Genomic DNA, 20651 nt, shown 5'->3' on the forward strand with positions numbered 1-20651 from the left:
TATAACTTGTCGGTGAGGAACCATATCTTTCAATCTTTGTGAAGTTGTTATTTTTTCTCAGATAGAAGTTCTTTTTTCCGGAACTTCTAGGCTGTCTTGTTATATCCATACTTCCCTGAGCATTAAGATGCCTGTGAGGAAGGTAGTCGCCTTCATAGATTAACATTTCACCATCCAAGAGGTAAATCTCAGATTCATAGCTTGGATCAAATGTTGGAGTACCCCAACGTGTATCCAATGTGATACCTGAAATTCCAGTAATATCCCAACCTTCACCCATCCAGCCATTTCCTTTGCTACTGTTATAGGTAATGTTCAATTGCGGCTGCATTCCATTGGTTCCTGCCGGAATTTGAATTGGATAGGAAATGGCAGCATCACCTTTCTGATTTGCTGTTGGCGGTGCCATCAGCTGTACGCCTGAAGTCGGATCAGCAGATTTCAATCCACTGATAGAAGTTGGCGCAAAAGAATTGATTGTTGGTGATTCGGGTACGGAGATTATACCATTTATATAATCATTATCCTGTCCCGCATTGAAAACGACAAGTTTTAACTTTTCGTCAACAACGGCTGATGGTTCAATTTTCCATTGTTTATTACTATAATCAAAGTAAAAAATTCGAATATCTTTAGGAGAAGTTTGCCCTAATTTCCTTTCATCATAAGGCATTGAAACTTTAAGCTTTTTACTTAAGCTTCCAGATTCAAGGGATATTCTATATGCCGAATTATTGGGCGTAACATTTTTAATTCCCTGAGTTGTTGAAGGAAAATCCTTATCACGTAGTTTCTGCAGTTTTATCAGTGCAGATTCCGAGGTTCCTTTCTCAACATTGACATTTAAGTGCTCATAACTTAAATCATAAGTTTGCCCATTTAAAATTTCCAGTGTTTTAGGAGTGTAATTATCCCTGCCGACTATCTTGAAAGATTTTACAGCTTCCGGAATTTTAAGTGTCCTGATTTGATTTCCATGATGAACGGTATATGTTCCATTTCGATTGTCCTGTTCTGAGAGATCAATTAGTTTCTCAAATTCCTTTCCGTTATTCTCAACAGTCTCATTATTGATTTTTAAACTTTGTGATTTCTTGGAATATCCTCGGACATAAAGTTTATTTGAAGAAAGTATGCTGCTGATTTTTAGATCATCAGATAAATCAGGATCAGAAGAAAACACTATCCTTAAATTCTTGATCTTATATTTAATGCCAGCGGATGGTGGGGTAAATAATATAGTATTATTGCCACTTTTTAAAAGATCAATATTGAATTCCTCTTTCTGGTGGCTCCAATCCGCATTAGGTCGAATAACTTCTCCGCCTATAGCAATATCATGATTGATAGATCTTGATACAGATTTATAATCATCAAGGCCAAAAAGATCATACTCCAAAAATGCAGTTTTTGATCTGTCAATTTTCCCTTCTATCTGAATGTTAAAGAAATTATCAGAAATATTATCTGTCTCTTTTTCAGAGAAAGTTCCGATAGTTCCCTGATTTTCGTCAGCATCAAAAGCATCAATAACTGAATTTCGGTCGATGTTTTCATCAGTTACTTTATTGCTTTCAAAAATTTCTGTTGATGGCTTTTCCCAATTTTGATTTAGTGGTTGGGAAAGCGAATGTTCTGCTTTTTCCTCTGGCGGATCTTTTGCATCCGTAGAAGATGGTTTGTTACCAAGATTTAATTTAGTCATTAAATCCTGTTTAAGCATGCGTACCTTTTGCCTATCATCTTTATCAAAACTTGCGAATACAAGCATACAGGTAAAGAAAAGCACAAAGAGACACGACTTCTTACTAGGAAGTTTGTGTAAATCGATTCTCATGGTGTTATTATTCTACGATTAATTTGAAAGTTTTAATGATTTTCCCATTCTGCGTGAGATTAATCAGGTATGAACTCTGGGTTGGTAACTGGTTCACATAATGATTGGAGTTCCTGTCAACTTTATCCAACGCGACCAATCTACCTGCGCCGTCATATATAGAAACCGTTAAATTTTCCATTGGCGGAAAACGTAAAGTAAAATTCTGTCCTTTCTTAACTGGATTCGGGTATAGGACAATTTTTTCAAGATCAAGGGAAAGGTTATTAGGATCAAGAGCTTTATTGATAACTGTTTCGTCCTTTTCCTTGATATCTTTGGTAGGACTTATAGCAAATGTAAAAAGTGCGGAATCACCTGTTTCATCATCTTTAATAAAGTCCACTTTGTTGAAAAAAATATAATTGTCCGTTTCTATCCCTTGAATCTTTCTTGTGTCCCCAGCAGTATTGGTTATTAAAAGCCAATATATTGTGGGTAAAGATCTGGGATTTAAGATTGATTTTTCGATTCTTAGGGAATAACCGGATTTTTGGACCTTAGAGCCTAAAAGATTTATTTGCCAATTGCGGTTCAATTTCGAAAAATTTCCCTCCTGAGATAAGTTGAGGTCTTTATCGTCATCGGACCAAAGGATAAATTCATTGTTGTTTAATAGCGACGAGTTTTCCGCATTGGTTCGTTTGATTTCATTTAACCCTATGGTCAGGATTCGATCTTCAATATTGGTTGACTGTTTTTGGTAAAGCTCATTTCCATCATCCCTGCCCATTCCAGTTAACCTGGTCTTAAAGTTTCTGTGTTTGTCGGGGTCCCAAATAACAGTTCCTTCACTATTATAATATTTTGAATTGTCTAATGAGATTCCATATTTTATCGAAAGATAAGAGTGGATATTATTCAATTCTTTTTGTGTGGCCCTTCTTGGATAAAAAATCATTTCATGAAGGTTCTGGTCGGATAATTTAATATTAAGGCTATCAGTTTTACCTTTTGCCCGATCAGGACTGCTCATATAACTAAAAATACTTGGCCGCTTTTTTAATTCTATATCATTCTTTTCCCCTTTCTGGTAACGGTTATTTGAAAGTGCGACATTTTTTTCGGGATTATCCCATATCAATTCATTCGCTTTGGCAGTATGAACAAGACTGAGTGTGTGACTTTTATTCTTACTATACCTGATAAATTTTTTGACGACTTTATCTTTTATTCCACAATGGAAGTTCAAAAGATTTTCGTCCTTACATTTGAGAGCGTCTCTTGAATGAGGATCTATTTTTTCCCAAATTTGAGTTTCCCCGGAAATTAATTGGGAAAATGCTAATTGGGAACCTAAAAGAAACGCACAGAGCATGACTCTTGAAAAATCAATTCTTTTCATAGGCTATAAAATGTTTTTTGGTTAGTGCTAGGAAACCTATGAAAATAAAGATCCATGCATCTTATTATTATAAGATACGTTTAGAAATAATCAACATCTGGTTTCTTAGCGGTATTCTGGCAATATTATAAAAAAAATCGATACACGGTATGGGGGAAAACCCCATATTTTTAATGGGTGTTTTCACGGTATCAAGTTGAGATATAGACTTTTAAATTTTAATAGGAATGAAATGTATTAAAAAAGCTTATGATTTAGGGAGTTGATGCTTAAAAAAGAATGAGCGTCCAACATAGTAAATTTTCAACATCTATACAGGTCTTACTTTTACGTGTTTCCGTAAGGAATTATCGATTTTATAGCCGATAGCGTAATGAAATTGCCCTCCATATATCTTTTGCAAGTTCCTGATCCGCATCTGAGTTTTCAAAATACCAAGTTTTGTCTCTCTTAAGAAGTTTTTGAATCACTCCATCCAGTAGAAGGTCTACTTCAATGATATCCTTAGTAATTCCTCGTTTTAAAAGTCGAATCTGAAAATCTCTATTCTTATAGGTGATCCTAAAAATCTGTCCTGAATTAGCGTCAAATTTTGAATTAATTGTATCTTCCATAGTTATGAAACTTGAAATTAAAAAAATGAAAGTTAAAAATCCAATTTATCGTACTATTTTTTTCTAATTTCAAATAGAAATTTTAGTATATTCCTGATATTAAAAAGCCTTTATTAATGCCTTATAAATATTCAGATGAACAGCGAATAGAATGGTTAAGAAGCCTAAATCCAAAATTTGATGATCAAAATTGGCACGATGACGTCGTAGTCCATTTCAGCCATATCAAAAACTTTGATTTTTTTATATCTGCCGGAACGTTTAGGGAAAAAATAGATCCCAGTAAAATTTGTGGGATTGATTACTCCTATGGCTACAATTGTGTAATGTATAAACCAAAAGACTGGCGATATTATTGGCTACAGTTTTTTACTGATTTGCGCAGGTTGGATCGTGTTATTGACAATTTTCCAACCAAAGAAACGGTGATTGAACATATTCATAATGCAAAAGAAGCGAAAACTGTCGTTCAGTACGGCAACCATTACTTTACAATAGGCGGACAACATCGATTATGCCTTGCAAAATTTTTAGAAGTTCCCGAAATTGAGGTAGACGTAATAAAATATGTTTTTGACCGAGTCCATTTCGCTCACGAGATGCGTTTTCAAAGAACTATTCCTGCTCTGCAGGAATTAGGATTTCTATCACTTGATTATCATTCTGATCTCCATTACGATTTTTTTATCATCGAATTTGCTGGCGAGTATGTCTCCGTAAAAAAAAGATATGCACATTATATATTGAAAAGATATACGACCTTAAAAAAGATGCCATTGAAAGGATTTCTAAATTATGTAAAAGCTATGGACGCAAATTATTATGACAAGAAGAGGATTGATGAAGATGTCAAGCTTTATATCTTGGATGCCTACTTGTTAAAGCACCTTAAAACACGTAAAAAGTTAATTGATGTTTACGTAAATAACCAATAAAAAATATATTAATCATGCTTCAAAAAACGCACAAGATTAGTTTCCATTATTACGACACGGGAGGTGGTGATGCAATCCACATTAGATTTTTAGGAGAAGATTCGAACTGGCACAATATACTAATTGATGGAGGTTACGCTCGTGAATATAAAAATGCTTTTGCTCAACTTATTAAAGAAATTTTAGCTGCTGATGAAATCGTTGATTATTGGATAATCAGTCATATTGACAGAGATCATATCGGTTCAGTTTTAGGTTTCCTGCAGGATAAAACCATAAAAGATAAGTCCAAGGCTGTTAAGGGATTTATATTTAACAGTACCTCCGAACCTATCCAAATACCCCGTGAGAAAATTTCAGTCCGTGATGGCATAACATTGAGAGAATATATCAAAAAGAGTTATTTTCAAACTGAAACGTCTATTAATACGGAAACAAATCCAATTGAAGTTTTTGGCCTGAAAATGACGATACTTTCGCCTACGCCTGAAAAGCAAAAAAAAGCGGAAGATTTATGGACCGAGGAAGAGCGGACAATGAAAATTGGAAGAAAAGCTTCACAGTCAGACCATGCGAAAACTATAGCTGAACTTAAAGACCTTCCGTTTCATCAAGATAAGGATGAGGTAAATGGCAGTTCTATCGCTACCCTTGTTGAATTTGGCGACATTACGGCTTTACTTTTAGCAGATAGCCATCCCTCAGATATTGAAGATAGTCTTTCTGCCTTGCGGTACAGTTCAACAAATCCCATTCCGCTCTCCTTTATGCAATTATCTCATCATGGAAGCAAAGCAAACACTAGTATTGAGTTATTAGAAATGGTCAAGACAGAAAATTTTGTTGTAACCGGTAACGGAATCCATAATCAACATCCAGACAAAGAAGCATTGGTAAGGCTATTAGAATATGGAAAGAAAAACGAAATAAAAATTAAAATTCATTATTCCTGTGACACAAAGGAATTGAGAGATCTATTTAAAATTGATGCAAAGATAGAAACGTGTTACGAATTTGAAACTACCTATAAAGAGATTGGTCCCGAAAACGAACTATTTTTATTTGAAGAAATCACTGACAATATATGAATCTAAAGTTACCCCAGCTTTCTACCATCAGAATTCAATGCAATGAAGACATTGGGACCGCAGTTATATACTTTCCAGATGCTGATACTGATTATGTATATATTTTAACCGCTAAACATTGCTTAGTTGGAGAAAAGTTTAACAAAACATATTCTAAAGAAGGAATACTACTGGATCAAATTTTTAATGATGAGTCTTTGACCTATCATTCATATGTTCTTTCAGATACTGCAGTCGTGATAACCTCTGTAAATAATGAAGAAGATCTGGCCTTAATTATTGTACCTGCGAATGATATAGTAGCGCTAACCGGAAAAAGGTTTTTCAGTCAGGTTATTGATGCGGATGATACTATCCAAGAATATACAGTTAGGGGATTCGCAAATTTTAATGATCAAAAAGACGACCAGCCTTTTTCGCTTAAATTTCTTGAAAATAAAAAGCATAATCCGAATATTTTTACATTGCATCATGAAGGATCACTAGATACTTTTTATCAACAGGCCATGTCAAATGTAGCTGGTCTTTCAGGATCAGGAGCATATGCCGATCTGTTCGGAAATCTCTATTTTGTAGGAATAATTCATACTTACGTAGATGGAAATACATTTATAGCAACGAAGGTTTTAGCTTATAATAACCTCATTGATCCTAACAAATTCAAACTCATCGAAGAATTGAAACCCGAAACTAATCCTGAAATATTGGATAGTTATGGGAAAATGGATAAAAATAGAGAAATAATTAATTTGAGAACTAGGGAGACAGTTGGTTCATTCACTGTTCATCGTGACACATCCCTTTTGATTCGTGCTATTAAAGAAAATAATCTTGTCGTTATCCATGGAAAGCCCGGTGTAGGAAAATCAGCTCTGGCGAAAGCCGTCGTGAAAGAATTAAAATCCGAAGGTGATTATACTGTCATTACGCTTACTCCAGAAAATCTCTACTGTAATACCTTAGATGAAGCGATGAAGAGTGCCGGATATAATGCGACAATCCAACAAATTGTCGGTAGTCCTTTATCCGCACGAAATGTTTTGATTTGGATTGAAAGTTTTGAAAAATTAATAGAATCCGAATTTTCGGGGGCATTTAATGAATTGCTCCAAATTATGAAATCAAATTCGCGCATAATTCTTTTAATAACAGTTAGGGAATATTTATTACAGAGGTTTCGCATTCATTTTTATTTTGAGCTTCCAAAAAATAATACATATTTAGAAGTCAATGATTTTAATGATGGAGAGATACAACTAGTTCAGGATGCCATCCCCCAACTTAAAACATTACTTGAAAACCCAAAAATCAAACATTTACTTCATAACCCCTATTATCTTGACAAGGCAGTTCGTATTATTCCTTTCCTGGAAAGTGAGCAACAATTAGATGAAATAAAATTTAAGAAGTTGATGTGGCAGCACATAGTAGAGAATGGAAATACCGCCAGAGGAGCTGTTTTTTACGAAATTTGTGTAAAAAGATCACGAGAAATGTGCCTCTTCACCGACTTTCCAGGAAGCGAAGACACGATTTCTCAACTTTTGAGGGACAATATTATACAACAGAACGATATCGGAATAAATCCTGAATATAGTCCCTCACACGATATTTTAGAGGATTGGGCGCTGATAAGATTTATTTCAGAGCAAAAAAAGCTGATGCCAGACAGTAGAACTTTCTTAGAATCCATGGAAAATAACCCTGCAATAAAAAGAGCATTTCGGTTGTGGATGGAAGAGTTCTACCTTACTGAGCCGGTCAAATCGGTAAGTTTCGTTCATGAACTTTTGCAAGATAGCTTATTGTCGCAATCATGGAAAGACGAACTTTTAGTTGTATCACTCCGTTCCAGGAATGCTGCAATACTTTTAGATGCACTAAAAGATAATCTTCTTAACAACGAAGGGCGATTCCTGAAACAGATAATGTTTTTACTCCAGATCGGATGTAAACGTATCGACCCGGCCAAACAAAGTTTAGATCAGTTATTGCCAACAGGTTCCGGATGGGACTATATTATTGACTTTATTTGGGATAATTATGCTACAATTTCATCGTTCAAAATCGATACCGAATACATAGCACTTATTGAGGCGTGGTCGAAACAACTACCTGACTTCAATCCTCAAATAATCCCATCATGTGCCAAAAGTGTTGCCAACTTTTTGGAAGACTTCGTTCATCGAGTTCAGAAAGCATTTATTGGAGCGGTAAAATATGATTCAGTGAGCTCGGTATTAGAGCCCTATGTAAAAATAATCTTTCAACTGACCGCTTCGGACCCTTCGTTAGTTGAAAACTTAATACAGGCTGCTAAAAACCCACATGTTGGAAATGAGCGATGGAATAATATCCAATTTTTAAATCAAATTCGAAAATGTATTACTGAAGGCGTCATGGCTGACCAAATATGCCGTTTTTTCCCACATGATGTATTGGAGATTGCGAGGGAAGATTGGTTAAATAAAGAAGAAGATAGAAGACCACCTTATACTCCTATCCATTTTCGTAGGTCCGATGCAAGGGATTTCGGTTTGAGCCGACGATTTAATACCGAACATGGTTTTCCAAGTGCCTATCACACATTTTTTTATTGGATGTTTCTCTATCATCCAGATAAAGCATTAGATTTCATTATCATTTTTTTAAATGCTGCGTTTGAAAAAAACCAAAGCGTTTTAAAATCGCAAGGTGAGGATATTGAAGATATTACCGTAAGCTTCCACGATGGCACTTCGAAGTCTTATTATGGGACCTATGACTATTGGTCTATGTATCGAAGTAAAAGATCTGAAAACCGGCATATCGCCTCCTTATTAATGGCTCTTGAAGCTGGACTTTTAGACTTAATTGGGGAAACAACAGATCAACAATTAAAAGGGTACCTTCAAAAAATTATCAAAGAATCTAACAATGTTGCATTTCTGGGAATTACGATAAGTGTAATACAAGCACATCCTGAACTTTTAGATGAAAATTCGGTTTGTTTATTAGGTATACCAATTTTTTTCTGGTGGGAATCAAGCCGATGGATGTCAGAATTATATACTAATGAAGTATTCAATGATGATGAATACGAGAAAAATGAAAGAACCAAGTCCAATTCAAAAGTTCACCGGCGAAAATACTATCAGGGCCTCGTAGGTTTTGTTTTTGATTATATGTTTATCTATCGGACCCATAATGATCTATTATATAAGGAAATTGATAAAATGTGGGAACAGGCTCCAGCTGAGGAATTTCAATGGAGAAAGTTTCTATTTGATATGGATGCCCGTAAATACCAATTTATACCAGTTGAATATAACGGTAAAAAAATGCTCCAGATTCAACCAGCCTATGATGAGGAAGTTCGAAAAAATGTGACAGAAACTAATGATCTTGACACAATACCAGCTGTTAATGTTATCTGGGCAAAAGATGCGTATGACAATAAACCTATTGATGATCACCATTACGAAAAGTGGCGAGAAGGATATGATTATATTCAACAATCAAAGGGTCACTTTGATTTTATGACTTCGAAAACTCTGATGGCATCATTAGGTTTACGCGATTTTTTTACAGAAATGGACGAGGAGCAATTAGTATGGTGCCGGAAAATAATCATGGACTTTGCAGAAAAAAATCTGATGGGCCAAGAATCTATGGATATGTATCTTGACGTTTTTGGTAAGCAGGCGGCTCTTACTGGTCTTTCATATAATATTAATTACGGAACAGACGAAAAAACTATACTGAAAATAAAGGAATTAATTTTTCGATTGCTTATAAGTGGATTGGACGAACAGGAACGAATTGCGCTTCAAGCTGGGATAGCACATCAACTCGTAAAAGATGATCCTGATTTTGTATTAAATTGCTGGTATGGCCTGTTATCCTTCATAGAATACAAAAAAGAAATGAATTCTATTGAACAACGCCGCAGGGATGCTATGTGGATGTACGGGGAGGAAACGGAAAATGAGAATACAGATGTTGTAAAGGAGGAAGAATTTGTGGATCATTTAACAACAGTGGTTCTTAATGGCAGTATTGAAAAACCTGCAAAACTATCATTCACTCTTGATATGCCCACTCACTGGCTTCTTGATGATGCTCTGCGCATTATACCTTGGACAACGACAGTTGCGGAACAACATAACATGGTACAAGAAGTTCTTAAACTTCACCTGGAATTTTTAGGAGACAAAAAATCTTGGAGCAAGTCTGATTTTTTTGAAAGTAGACATGCATTCACGTTCTTCTATCCAAGATTTTTACTTTCACAATCCGTTGAAATTTCAAAGCCTCTTTTTAAGGAATTATTGAATCTTACCATAACTGAAGACAAAAAGCTAAATACCACTGATGTAACAAATTATTTGTATCGGCTCCTCAAAGAATTTATCCGGTCTGTTGCAAATGGCTCACCTAAAGATAATTTTTGGGCACTCTGGGATGTTTTACGAGAGTGGACACTTGAGAATGAAACAACGGTTTACATACCGCTCTTTTTTATGGATCTTGATTGGACTGCGGAATCGGAAAATTGGCATGTGCTTGAAGGAAAAAGCCTTTATTATAAAGAGTTTATTACCAAATATGGATTTAACAAAATAAACGAGTGCATCAAATTTTTGAGTGGTGTGGCTTTTCAGCAGTTTATGCCGGAATCTTTAAGTTGGGTGGCCTTGATGCTTAAAAGCCAAAATGCTTACGAAGTGAATAGGAAGCTATTGGAAAACTTCGCTGAGAAAGCTTTTTACAAATATGGAAACGACATAAAAACTAACAAAGAATTGCTGGCTGATTATCTCTTTATCTTGGATTTTCTAATAACTATCATTTCCCCAAAAGCATACATGTTGAAAGATGAATTAATACAGTACAAATAAAAATATGAAAATAGAAATCATTGTAAAAAATATCAAAGACGCCATAAATGTTCTACTTGAAAAAGAAACTGGTAATCTAGCAAGAGGTCTTAATGAACTTAATATTTCTACTCATCTGGCCTTTTATTTAAAGCCTTTTTTCCCCCAGTTCGACGTTGATCCCGAATATAATGGTGACATAGATAAGCCAAATGATAGGAAGGCGCTGGATATAGCAGAAAATCGCATGATGGAAATAGGTTTTAAACCAAATGAAAATGATAATTACAAAATAAGTCCTGACATCATTATTCATCGAAGGCAGACAAACGACCATAACTTAGTTGTAATCGAAGTAAAAAAGGACAGCCATACAAGAAAACATAAAGAATTTGACCTGATTAAACTTGAACACCTAACCATTGATTTTCTTGGTAATCATTACAATTACAAATTAGGTATAGCAATAATTTTTGGAACTAAAAAGAATACGGGCAAATACGATATTCGTTTTTTCCAAAACGGCAGGGAATTCCTGGAAGAAAACATAGTTTAGTACTTATAATCTATGTATTTTAATAATTGCATCACTGAATAGTCTATTTTCATAATGTATTCGTCTTCGCCGCCGTAGTCTCGTAGAAATCGGTCAGAAAAACCGTATCCGCCATTAGCTTTTGCTTTTTTTAATACATCGCTAAGGGGGTAAAAGGTATTTCTGTATTTCCCTTTATTGATTTCCAATGATGGCAGACAATCTTTTGTATCGCATATAATCCAATAGCCTTTTCGCTCACCGAATCTTACAGCCGAATATGCCGTATTTGTAAAGCTCGCAATGTATTCTGCTTTAGATCTACGGGGAATGCTTCTGATCAGTATAGGTTTCGTCTTTGGGATGAAATTTCTTAATACAATTTCCCATACGTCATAATAAGCCTTAAATTTTTCACTTCGGTCCGTATAGACCCAGTTACAGATAAAGGTTATTGTATCGGCTGAAGGTATGATATCTTTCTCAAAAATATCAATTAGGTTTTGAGCTATTTCTTGCTTTTTGGAAGTTGTTAGGCGATAATAATCCTTCATGATTGCTTTATTTTTTTGGGAGAAAAGGGTAAATTAATTATTGTATTTAATGTAGCGCTCTAAAGCGCTTTGATATGCGAGAGAATCTATAATTCTGTCGCTCGGAAGACTTGCAAGATACATTTCCAAAAGATCTTCCGTCGCATTATCATACTTCACTCCAATTACACTTCCAAGGAAAACAAAAAGAAAATTTTGACCAAAATAAGTATATGCTGCAGATTGGTATATTCCTCCACAACCTTGTTGTTTTTTATTATTTGATTCAAATGCTGGGATTAAATTCGCAAAATATTTGTTAAAAAGAGCTCGTAATTGCTTTTTATTTTCAATCGCAAAAGCGGGATATAAATCTTCAAAAAGCTGATACCTAATGTTGATAAACTCTCTCCTGAATAATGGATTTTCGTCTTTAACGACATCAATTCTAGCATCAGTGATGGTTTTCCAATCAGAATATCGGTCAAGTCTAACCTTGTCAATATTTGCTCTTTCTGCTGCTTTAAGCCTTTCAATACCGTAATAAGCGAGTATGATTGTGATTGTTGCGGCAAACAATCCATTAAATTTGCTGAATTGATTAATGTAAAAACTCATACCATCAGGTGAAAAGTCGAAATGATTTTCGAACAGTAACCTTTGAGTTGAAATAAATGCAATAAATGATAATACAAACATGCATATGGCAACCAATATGATTATAAATCTGAAAATAGACCCGATGTTCAGAATTGATTCTAGGTATCGATAAATAAGTTGAGAAATACTTTTCATTATTGGTCGCTTTTATAGATAACTAAGATATAAAAAAATAGTAAAATTAGAAGAATGATAATGCGTATCAAATCGTTAGTGTGTTCAACTAAATTTTTAACAGAGGAATCAGCTGTAAACTTACGAGTAAAAAAAGAATGGTGTTAATCAGAAAATAAATAAAACATCAGCAAATAAATCATTTACTTCTTCACAAATATTTCATCTTGTGATACAAAACGTCTTTTTAATTCACAAAAACGATGGTGAATTCACCAGTGATTTCACCACCGATCTAAAGTTATTTTTGGATAAATAAAAACTATTAAATACTTTATTAAGCTGATTATCAATGCGTTGAGAAAAATAAGATAATATCAATAACTAACTGAATAACAGTTATATACGCAAAAAAAACTTACTTATAAACTGGGCATTTTGTCCCTCATTTTTAAAATTATAAAGTTTAAACACAAGTATGAACTTAAAAATCTGTCAGAAATGAGCAATTTTTACTATTATCAAATCGTCAAAATATAACTCATTTTTTGATCATTATGCTTCCTAAAAAATTGACAATAATTTCTTGAATTACAGTGGGAAATAATGAAAGTTGTTTCTATTATATTTTGTTCATTTTTATAAAATCCGTAAATTTGTAAGAGTTATTATTGGTTTGTGCGAATTTATCCCTTATATGTCCCTCAATGGTGACAGACCATTGAAAACTAGGACTTTCCAAGTTCTGTATCGGGAAATAATTTAGCTTTCCTTTGATTTCTTTTTCTTTCTTTTATTTGACTATCAGTTATTTATGTGATTTATAGTTTCTTTTATTTGAGTTTATTTTCTATATTTGTACCACTTTTGTACTAATTCATTTCTGACAAATAGTTGAAATTGGTACAAATTAGTACAAAATATAACTTATGAAAATATCACTTGTTAGAAGAAAATTGAAGGACGGTAGAATTAGTCTTGCAATAGAGTTTTATCGAGGCTCTGAAATAAATGTGGAAGGCAAAAGAAAGCATCTTAGAAGTTTTGAGAATTTGGATTCCTATTTAATTTTAGATCCAAAAACTCCCAATGAAAAAAAGAAAAATAAAGAAACTTTGGAATTTGCAGAGAATGTACTTGCAATTAGAAAGGCTGAATATGCGCAAGGAAGATTTGAATTAAAAAATACTGCAAAATCCAAAAGAGTTTTTCTAAATTTTTTTGCAGAACTCACTGAAGAAAAGCAAAAACACGATTCTTCCAATAATTATGGCAATTGGTTTTCTACTTTACAACATCTCAAAAAGATTGTTCCAACAAATATGACCTTCGATGAAATTGATGAAAATTTTGTCAAAAAAGTTCAGCGATATTTTGAAAAGGATGCTCTTACTAAAAGTGATCTTCCACTTTCTCAAAATTCAAAATATTCATATTTCAACAAGTTCAAAGCGGCACTTCGAAATGCTTTCGATAATGGTTATTTAACGGTAAATTACGCTTCAAAAGTAAAATCCTTTGAACAAGCTGAAAGCCAAAGAGAATATCTGATCTTTGATGAATTACAACGTCTAGCAAAAGCGGAATGTAAATATCCAGTTTTGAAAAAAGCTTTTCTTTTTTCGTGTTTATCGGGACTACGTTGGTCAGATATTAACACTTTGACATGGAAAGAAGTTCGTGATGAAGGTGATTTCTCTAAAGTCAATTTTAGACAAGAAAAAACGGATGGTGTGGAATATCTCTATATTTCAAAACAAGCCAGAGAATTATTAGGAGAGAGACAAGAATCGCAAGAAAGGGTCTTCAAAGGTCTGAAATATGGAATGACTTACAACACTGAGATTATACGTTGGTGTAACAGAGCAGGTGTTTCTAAGCATATTACTTTTCACTCTGCCAGACACACTAATGCTGTATTACTGCTTGAAAATGGAGCAGATATTTACACCGTTTCAAAAAGATTAGGACATCGAGAATTGAGAACTACACAGATTTATGCGAAAATTGTTGATTCTAAAGCTAGAGAGGCAGCAGAGATGATACCAGAATTAATTATTGAATTGTAAATTCCGTTTCTTTTCTTGTCGCAATGTACACTTTTATGATATAGAGTAATCTTTTTTAGCCTTTTGATAATTTAAATTAGATGAAAATATTCTTTTTTAGCCCAAACATGATTAATAGTATTGTTTTTATTGTATTCCATTATGATTTTTGTTTTACTAAGTCAAACAATAGAAACAGATGGAAAATAGCGAAATAATTATCCACAAGCTCAATAGAATAGAAAAGTATATTTTCGGTCTCAAAGAAGTATTTAATGTAGAAGAGCTTTCACACTATACAGGGTTTAAGAAGTCCTATATATACAAATTGGTCCACAAGAATTCTATTCCGTTTTCTAAACCTTCCGGAAAAGTTCTATTCTTTGAGCGAAAAAAAATTGATGAATGGTTGCTGAAAAATAGCCATAAATCAAATGATGAGATCCAACAAGAAGCGACAGAATTTTCTTTACGCAAAAATAAATGGTAACTATTAGCTTCAGAACTTTACCAGTGCAAATTTGTCAATACAGTAATTCATCAAAATGGTATTTCAATATCACAAGTTGATCATCTAAATAATTCAAATGTTACAAATTTTGTCTTCTTGTATTGTATAATTTTAAATATAGATTTTAGTAGTGGTGGTAATTTGGTGACATCAGGCTAATCTACTTGAAAAGTATATGTTTTTAATTCGGAATATGTTTCCAATATGTATTTTTGTTATCATAAGTAATTAATGATGAACAAGCCTATTTTTTCCGAGTTTTTTCTTAGTAAATTTTTATATGATTTTAAATTATCTACTGTGCCCAATATTCGACGAATAAAAAATCTTGTTGAATCACTTATTAAAGAGTTGGAGTCTGGAAAGTTCAGTAGTTTAAAAGAGGAGGAAATAAAATCTAGATTTGTAATTACTTTTTTTGGAGATATCTTAAACTTCAATTATGGAAATGCTCACACGTGGATGTTGCGGGAAGAGAAAAAATCATTGACAGACGGTACTAAGCCCGATGGGGTTCTAGGTTATTTTTATGCGGATAAAAAGAAAGATGAAGTTAGGGCCGTTATAGAGGTAAAGGATGCCAATACTAATCTGGACGAAAAACAAAAACGGGAAAAGAGTATTTCGGCAGTGGAACAGGGATTTAGCTACGCGCATAAGACTGGTGGAGATTGTAAATGGGTCGTGGTTACTAATATCAATGAGATTCGATTCTACAGATCACAAGATAGCTCGAAATATCAGGTTTACCTTTTAAAAGATTTAAACAATGAAGATAAACTGAAGGAACTTTTATTTCTATTTCATAACGATAGATTTATGAAATATGATCTTACTGAGAGATCCAATACAGATACGCTGTTCGAACTTTCTAAGGATCAATCAAAGACTGAAAGTGAGAAACTTCATATTATTGATAAGATTTACTATTCACTCAAAAGGTTTGAAGAGTTTGGTTTTGTGAATCCAGATTATCTTGCTTCTATAAAGCCTTTTAATATTTTGGATGAATATGTATGGCATTATCATGATCATAAGCTTTTTACGATCAATCCGGAGATATATAATTTATTGAGAGGAATTTCAGTTCGTAAAAAAGAAATTATTTTTTCCACTGATTTACAGGAAGAATTAGGGATAGAGGATGTCGATGAAGCTATGGAGAAAATGAGATGGTCGTTCAAATTTCTCAACAAATGTATGATCACTGAAATTCACGCAGTTCGTAACTATGAATTAGAATTAGCACCAAAAAAAGGTGTACTAAAGTTTCCAAAGACTCACATTTTCACCTGTAAGCCTGATAATATTGCAATAGAGGATATTGATTTAAGCTATGAGGATAATGTTTGTGACTGCATGCTTTGTAATTACAGAAATTTTGATTTTGATAAACTTATCAGAAAACTAAAGCAAGCCGACGGAAACTTAGATTATATAACTATGGAGTATGCCTTTGGAAATTTTTTGGTGTCTTCGAATAACTATAGAACGTCCTATTTTATATTAAATGAAATACGGAATTTGACAAAAATTAGTCCTGAAAAGGGAGTGACCTATTTCCTAGCTGCTCTGAATACCACTTTTTTAAATCACCTGATTCAGATGTCATCATTTGGAGATACAGAAGAAATCCGAAGCAACATAAGAGCAATCGATATGGATAAGCTACTTTATAATGAGTTGGAATTTTATATCGAAAGGGATGTGTTAGATTACTTAAAGAAAGTGAAGGACGATGATCTTATTGATAAGGTTGAGGATAGTGTTGATCAGCTCCTTGAGCAAGTTAATGAATTAAAGAAACTTATCGATAATGGAGGCTCGCAAACAGGTCCAAACTATGCTTACAATCTGCTTGTAAATTATGAGATATGCTTCAAACATCATTATGGCAATTCTATTTTTTATGTAAAATTTAATAAGTACAAAAGAATCACTGCACTCACTTTGCAAGCTTTAGTAACCAGTTATAATACTTCAGGGTATGGACTTCAATATTTCAATGATTTTATCTTGACGGAAAGTATCTTACATATCCATTCTACAAAACTACAGGAAATACTTTCAAAACAGGAAGTTATAGAAGTTGATCAGGAAAGCTTAAACAAACTGCTGTTAAAACTGAACAAACTTTTGAGCAGTTCTATAAAAAAGGGTTTCTTTAATGATTTTGCAAAAAATGAAATTGTAGCGGTTCAACTGGAAAACTGGAATTTTGGACAACAATACAATATTATTTTTACAAATAGTTTCACCGTTTTTTCAAGATTAGATCTGAAAAAAGAACAATTTGCACCTTTAATCAAAACTTTGATAGGTTTCTTAGATATAGAAGACAATCTGGCTCATTACAATTTAAAAGAGTTCGAAAATTTTATGATCAGACGTGGAGATTTATTTGAGGAAAAAGATCTGGAGTCTATTTTAAATATTGCGATTAGAAGGGATAAAATGCATAATCACAAATATGAAGGTTTAATAAGAAATGTCCCGAAAGCCTTTTTAAAGCATAAGCCACAATACAAGTATTCCAATATAAATTTAATTAACAGGCTGCTATTGAATTGTCAGCGAGAGGATGGAACTTTTAAGAATTTCAGAAAAGCTATTAATTTGGCTCTGATTGCAGATGATCCCTGTAAGAAAATTTTATACGGTGCATTCACAAATTTTCTAGACATACAATTTGATGAGGAATTCTATAAACTATTACTACATGCCGGAGTGATTAAATTTGATGAAGGAGATTATTTTGAGAAATATCTTAATGATGTCAATAACAGAATCGGCTACAGAGATTTTAAGTTAGAGTTCGTTGAATCAATTAATTTGTCTTTTCTGAATTTTATTCTTCTTATATCCAAACTTAAAATTGACTTTCAGTTAGCATGTTTTGAAAAATTAACGGGCTTAAATGCTTTTGAAAAGTGGCTTTTGAATCCTAAGAAATTTGATTATCAAATTTTTGACACCAATTGGCTGATATCGGTTGCTGAATATCCAAATTTTATTAAACGATTATCAGATATTCCTGATATCGCTATTGCTGTTGAAGAACGACTTGAAAAAGATTTTAATTCATCTTTGGCGGAAATTAAGTATAAATTTTTAAAAAAAATGGGAGAAACATTAAATTAGTGTATTTTGGTTTTCGTTATATTTGTATGAATAGTAGTATATTAAATACTATTCCTTTATATTCAAATGAAAATCCACGGTATATTTATAGGAATTGATAGGTTTCAATCTCCTTCAATAAATTGGCTTTCTTGCGCAAGACGAGATGCAGTTGCATTATATTCTTTGTTTTCTGATAATCTTCAGGGAAATTTTCATTTGATATTCGATGAAAATGCAACAAGAGATTCGATAGAATCCCGAGTTAAAGAGCTATCCAATTGTTCAGATGACGATATTGTAATATTTTCTTTTTCAGGACATGGTACAAATACCCATGAATTAGTAACCTACGATACAAATATTAGCGATATTGGCTCAACGACAATTGCACTGGATACTTTGGCAGAATGGTTTAAAAATATTCCCGCAAGACAATTAATATGTATTATTGACTGCTGTTTTTCAGGAGGAATGGGAGCAAAAGCATTAGAGGTAAATTTCGCTTCAAGAGAATTTAAATCTGGAGAAGAACTAATAAAACAATTTTCAGGTAGTGGCAGGGTTATATTAACAGCCTCAAAGGCTACCGAACCCGCTTGGGAAAATGGAAAGTTAGGTCATGGTTTATTGACTTATCATCTGCTAGAGGCATTACAAGGAGCAAATGAAGTAAGAAAAGATCAAAAAATCGGTATATTCCGTTTATTGGAGTATGTTACATCAAGTGTTAAGAACTCTGCTGGTGAATTAGGTGCTGAGCAAAATCCCATGTTGTTAGGACAAATAACGGAAGAGATTAGTTTCCCTATCTTTAAACCAGGTAGATTGTACAAAGAAGCTTTTCCAGAAAGGAACCTTTCATTGGTGGATGCAAGTATAGAATCCTTGCTGGAGTTTGGATTTCCTAATGGCATTATAGAAGCATGGAAATCTAAGATACCATCACTAAACCAATTGCAGGTAGATGCAATTAATGATTATGGCATTCTTACGGGTAACCATCTTGTAGTTTCCGCACCTACATCTTCTGGTAAAACAATGATAGGAGAGCTTGCTGCTATATATGGAGTTTTACAAAGAAAAAGAGCTGTATTTCTTCTTCCTCTAAAAGCATTGGTAAATGATAAGTTAAGGCATTTTGACGAGACATATGCATCTTTTGATATTAAAACAATCAAAGCTACAGGAGAAAGTGTTACTGACGATATTATACCATTGATGAAAGGACAGTATGATATATGCTTGATGACTTATGAAAAGTTTGCAGCCATTATATTAGCTAATCCTTATGTTCTTAATCAAATTGGAACTGTTATAGTAGATGAAGCTCAAATGATAGCTGATAAAAACAGAGGATTAAACTTAGAATTTATATTAACATTATTAAAACTTAAGCGTAGAGAAGGTATTGAACCCCAGATTATAGCTTTGTCCGCAGTAATTGGTGATTTAAATGGATTAGAAAGGTGGTTAGGTGGTCGTCTGTTATTACATTTTGAAAGACCAATTCCTCTAAATGAAGGAATTATAAAGCTCAATGGTGATTTTCGGTATATTGAATCTGATACAGGGGATGAAATTACAACAAACCTTGTAAGACCCAGTTTTAGGAAGGGATCCAGTCAGGATATTATAATCCCGTTGGTTCAGAAATTAGTCAACGAAGGTAAAAACGTTATTGTTTTCCGACAGACAAAATCAGAAGCACAAGCTTGTGCAATGTACTTGGCTACTAATTTAGATTTACAGCCGGCTTCCGATGCAATTGATTTATTGCCACAAAATGACCCTTCTATTTCCACTCAGAAACTTATACAAACGTTAAATAAGGGAGTTGCTTTTCATATTTCGGATCTTGACGCTGAGGAAAGATCTGTTATAGAAGATCAATTCAGAAGCAAACAATCAGGATTAAAAATAATTGCAGCAACTACAACTTTAGCTATGGGAGTTAATACTCCGGCAGAAGCAGTCATCATTTCCGGTCTTACTCATCCAGGTAATACTCCCTATTCAGTTTCTGAATATAAAAATATTATAGGTCGAGCTGGTCGATTAGGTTTTGCTGATAGAGGATATTCTTTTTTGATTGCAACAACTTCAATCGCAGAACATACTTACTGGCAAGACTATGTTTTGGGAAGCCCAGAGGACATGCAATCTAATTTTGTTTCAAAAAACACAGATAGTCGCTCATTAGTGTTAAGAGTACTGGCTGCATCCAAAAGAGGAATGAGCAGGTTTGAAATTATTGGATTTTTGACAGAAAGTTTTGGGGCTTATCAAGAGAAAATAAAATATAACACTTGGGACTGGAGCTCAAACGATATTGATGCTGCCTTAAATGAACTTACTTATCATCAGCTAATAGAGATGGATCATGAAAGCTATTTTAATACCACTGTAATAG

Annotated in this window: 13 protein-coding genes; 8 read left to right on the forward strand and 5 right to left on the reverse strand. The window is 33.6% G+C overall.

What is annotated here, in order from left to right; translation table 11 throughout:
- The 3 genes from WFK35_RS09195 to WFK35_RS09205 form a co-directional block, all read right to left on the reverse strand.
- Positions 1-1705: SpvB/TcaC N-terminal domain-containing protein (locus WFK35_RS09195; RefSeq protein WP_336732420.1), on the reverse strand; the 1705-nt coding region annotated here is incomplete at its 3' end.
- 139 nt (positions 1706-1844) lie between these two features.
- The gene (locus WFK35_RS09200) at positions 1845-3221 is read right to left on the reverse strand and encodes a T9SS type A sorting domain-containing protein (protein WP_048506382.1); all 1377 of its coding nucleotides are present in this window, start codon (positions 3219-3221) and stop codon (positions 1845-1847) included.
- A 356-nt stretch (positions 3222-3577) separates the two neighbouring features.
- Entirely contained in the window at positions 3578-3835 is a 258-nt protein-coding gene (locus WFK35_RS09205) for a hypothetical protein (protein WP_048506383.1), read from the reverse strand.
- Between the two features lie 116 nt (positions 3836-3951).
- Between WFK35_RS09205 and WFK35_RS09210 the strand changes: the two genes are divergently transcribed.
- The 4 genes from WFK35_RS09210 to WFK35_RS09225 are packed head-to-tail and all read left to right on the forward strand — an operon-like array spanning position 3952 to position 11273.
- The gene (locus tag WFK35_RS09210; RefSeq protein ID WP_073060376.1) at positions 3952-4770 is read left to right on the forward strand and encodes a hypothetical protein; all 819 of its coding nucleotides are present in this window, start codon (positions 3952-3954) and stop codon (positions 4768-4770) included.
- Between the two features lie 14 nt (positions 4771-4784).
- Positions 4785-5858, forward strand: a complete 1074-nt coding sequence (locus WFK35_RS09215) for a ComEC/Rec2 family competence protein (RefSeq protein WP_048506385.1) — start codon at positions 4785-4787, stop codon at positions 5856-5858.
- Positions 5855-10738, forward strand: a complete 4884-nt coding sequence (locus tag WFK35_RS09220) for an AAA family ATPase (RefSeq protein ID WP_048506386.1) — start codon at positions 5855-5857, stop codon at positions 10736-10738. The genes WFK35_RS09215 and WFK35_RS09220 overlap by 4 nt, the downstream gene beginning before the upstream one ends.
- Before the next feature lie 4 nt (positions 10739-10742).
- Positions 10743-11273, forward strand: a complete 531-nt coding sequence (locus WFK35_RS09225) for a hypothetical protein (protein WP_048506387.1) — start codon at positions 10743-10745, stop codon at positions 11271-11273.
- Here the strand turns inward: WFK35_RS09225 and WFK35_RS09230 are convergent.
- Together WFK35_RS09230 and WFK35_RS09235 are read right to left on the reverse strand one after the other, a co-directional pair.
- Entirely contained in the window at positions 11270-11806 is a 537-nt protein-coding gene (locus WFK35_RS09230; RefSeq protein ID WP_206541003.1) for a hypothetical protein, read from the reverse strand. The two genes, WFK35_RS09225 and WFK35_RS09230, sit on opposite strands and share 4 nt — an antisense overlap.
- A 33-nt stretch (positions 11807-11839) precedes the next feature.
- Positions 11840-12403 carry a hypothetical protein gene (locus WFK35_RS09235; RefSeq protein ID WP_123892192.1) on the reverse strand — a complete coding sequence of 188 codons (564 nt, stop codon included), beginning with the start codon at positions 12401-12403 and terminating at the stop codon, positions 11840-11842.
- Positions 12404-13488: 1085 nt separating this feature from the next.
- Here WFK35_RS09235 and WFK35_RS09240 point away from each other — a divergent pair.
- From WFK35_RS09240 to WFK35_RS09255, 4 genes are all read left to right on the forward strand, one after another.
- Complete coding sequence (locus tag WFK35_RS09240; protein ID WP_278354022.1) at positions 13489-14628, forward strand: site-specific integrase; 1140 nt, start codon at positions 13489-13491, stop codon at positions 14626-14628.
- Between the two features lie 178 nt (positions 14629-14806).
- A complete protein-coding gene (locus WFK35_RS09245; RefSeq protein ID WP_278354021.1) occupies positions 14807-15097 on the forward strand; it encodes a helix-turn-helix transcriptional regulator in 291 nt (96 codons plus the stop codon).
- A gap of 255 nt (positions 15098-15352) precedes the next feature.
- Positions 15353-18259, forward strand: coding sequence for a hypothetical protein (locus tag WFK35_RS09250; RefSeq protein WP_336732422.1), 2907 nt, complete (start codon positions 15353-15355; stop codon positions 18257-18259).
- A gap of 66 nt (positions 18260-18325) precedes the next feature.
- The coding region (locus WFK35_RS09255; RefSeq protein WP_336732423.1) for a DEAD/DEAH box helicase at positions 18326-20651 on the forward strand (2326 nt) is incomplete at its 3' end.

Origin of the sequence: Chryseobacterium sp. VD8, from assembly GCF_037149975.1 — a bacterium.
Lineage (GTDB): Bacteria > Bacteroidota > Bacteroidia > Flavobacteriales > Weeksellaceae > Chryseobacterium > Chryseobacterium indicum.

Bases quoted from the DNA above. Each gene is read 5' to 3' on its own strand.
- WFK35_RS09220 (WP_048506386.1), top strand. From the start codon at position 5,855: ATGAATCTAAAGTTACCCCAGCTTTCTACCATCAGAATTCAATGCAAT.
- WFK35_RS09250 (WP_336732422.1), top strand. From the start codon at position 15,353: ATGAACAAGCCTATTTTTTCCGAGTTTTTTCTTAGTAAATTTTTATAT.
- WFK35_RS09240 (WP_278354022.1), top strand. From the start codon at position 13,489: ATGAAAATATCACTTGTTAGAAGAAAATTGAAGGACGGTAGAATTAGT.
- WFK35_RS09230 (WP_206541003.1), bottom strand. From the start codon at position 11,806: ATGAAGGATTATTATCGCCTAACAACTTCCAAAAAGCAAGAAATAGCT.
- WFK35_RS09200 (WP_048506382.1), bottom strand. From the start codon at position 3,221: ATGAAAAGAATTGATTTTTCAAGAGTCATGCTCTGTGCGTTTCTTTTA.
- WFK35_RS09205 (WP_048506383.1), bottom strand. From the start codon at position 3,835: ATGGAAGATACAATTAATTCAAAATTTGACGCTAATTCAGGACAGATT.
- WFK35_RS09215 (WP_048506385.1), top strand. From the start codon at position 4,785: ATGCTTCAAAAAACGCACAAGATTAGTTTCCATTATTACGACACGGGA.
- WFK35_RS09235 (WP_123892192.1), bottom strand. From the start codon at position 12,403: ATGAGTTTTTACATTAATCAATTCAGCAAATTTAATGGATTGTTTGCC.
- WFK35_RS09210 (WP_073060376.1), top strand. From the start codon at position 3,952: ATGCCTTATAAATATTCAGATGAACAGCGAATAGAATGGTTAAGAAGC.
- WFK35_RS09245 (WP_278354021.1), top strand. From the start codon at position 14,807: ATGGAAAATAGCGAAATAATTATCCACAAGCTCAATAGAATAGAAAAG.
- WFK35_RS09225 (WP_048506387.1), top strand. From the start codon at position 10,743: ATGAAAATAGAAATCATTGTAAAAAATATCAAAGACGCCATAAATGTT.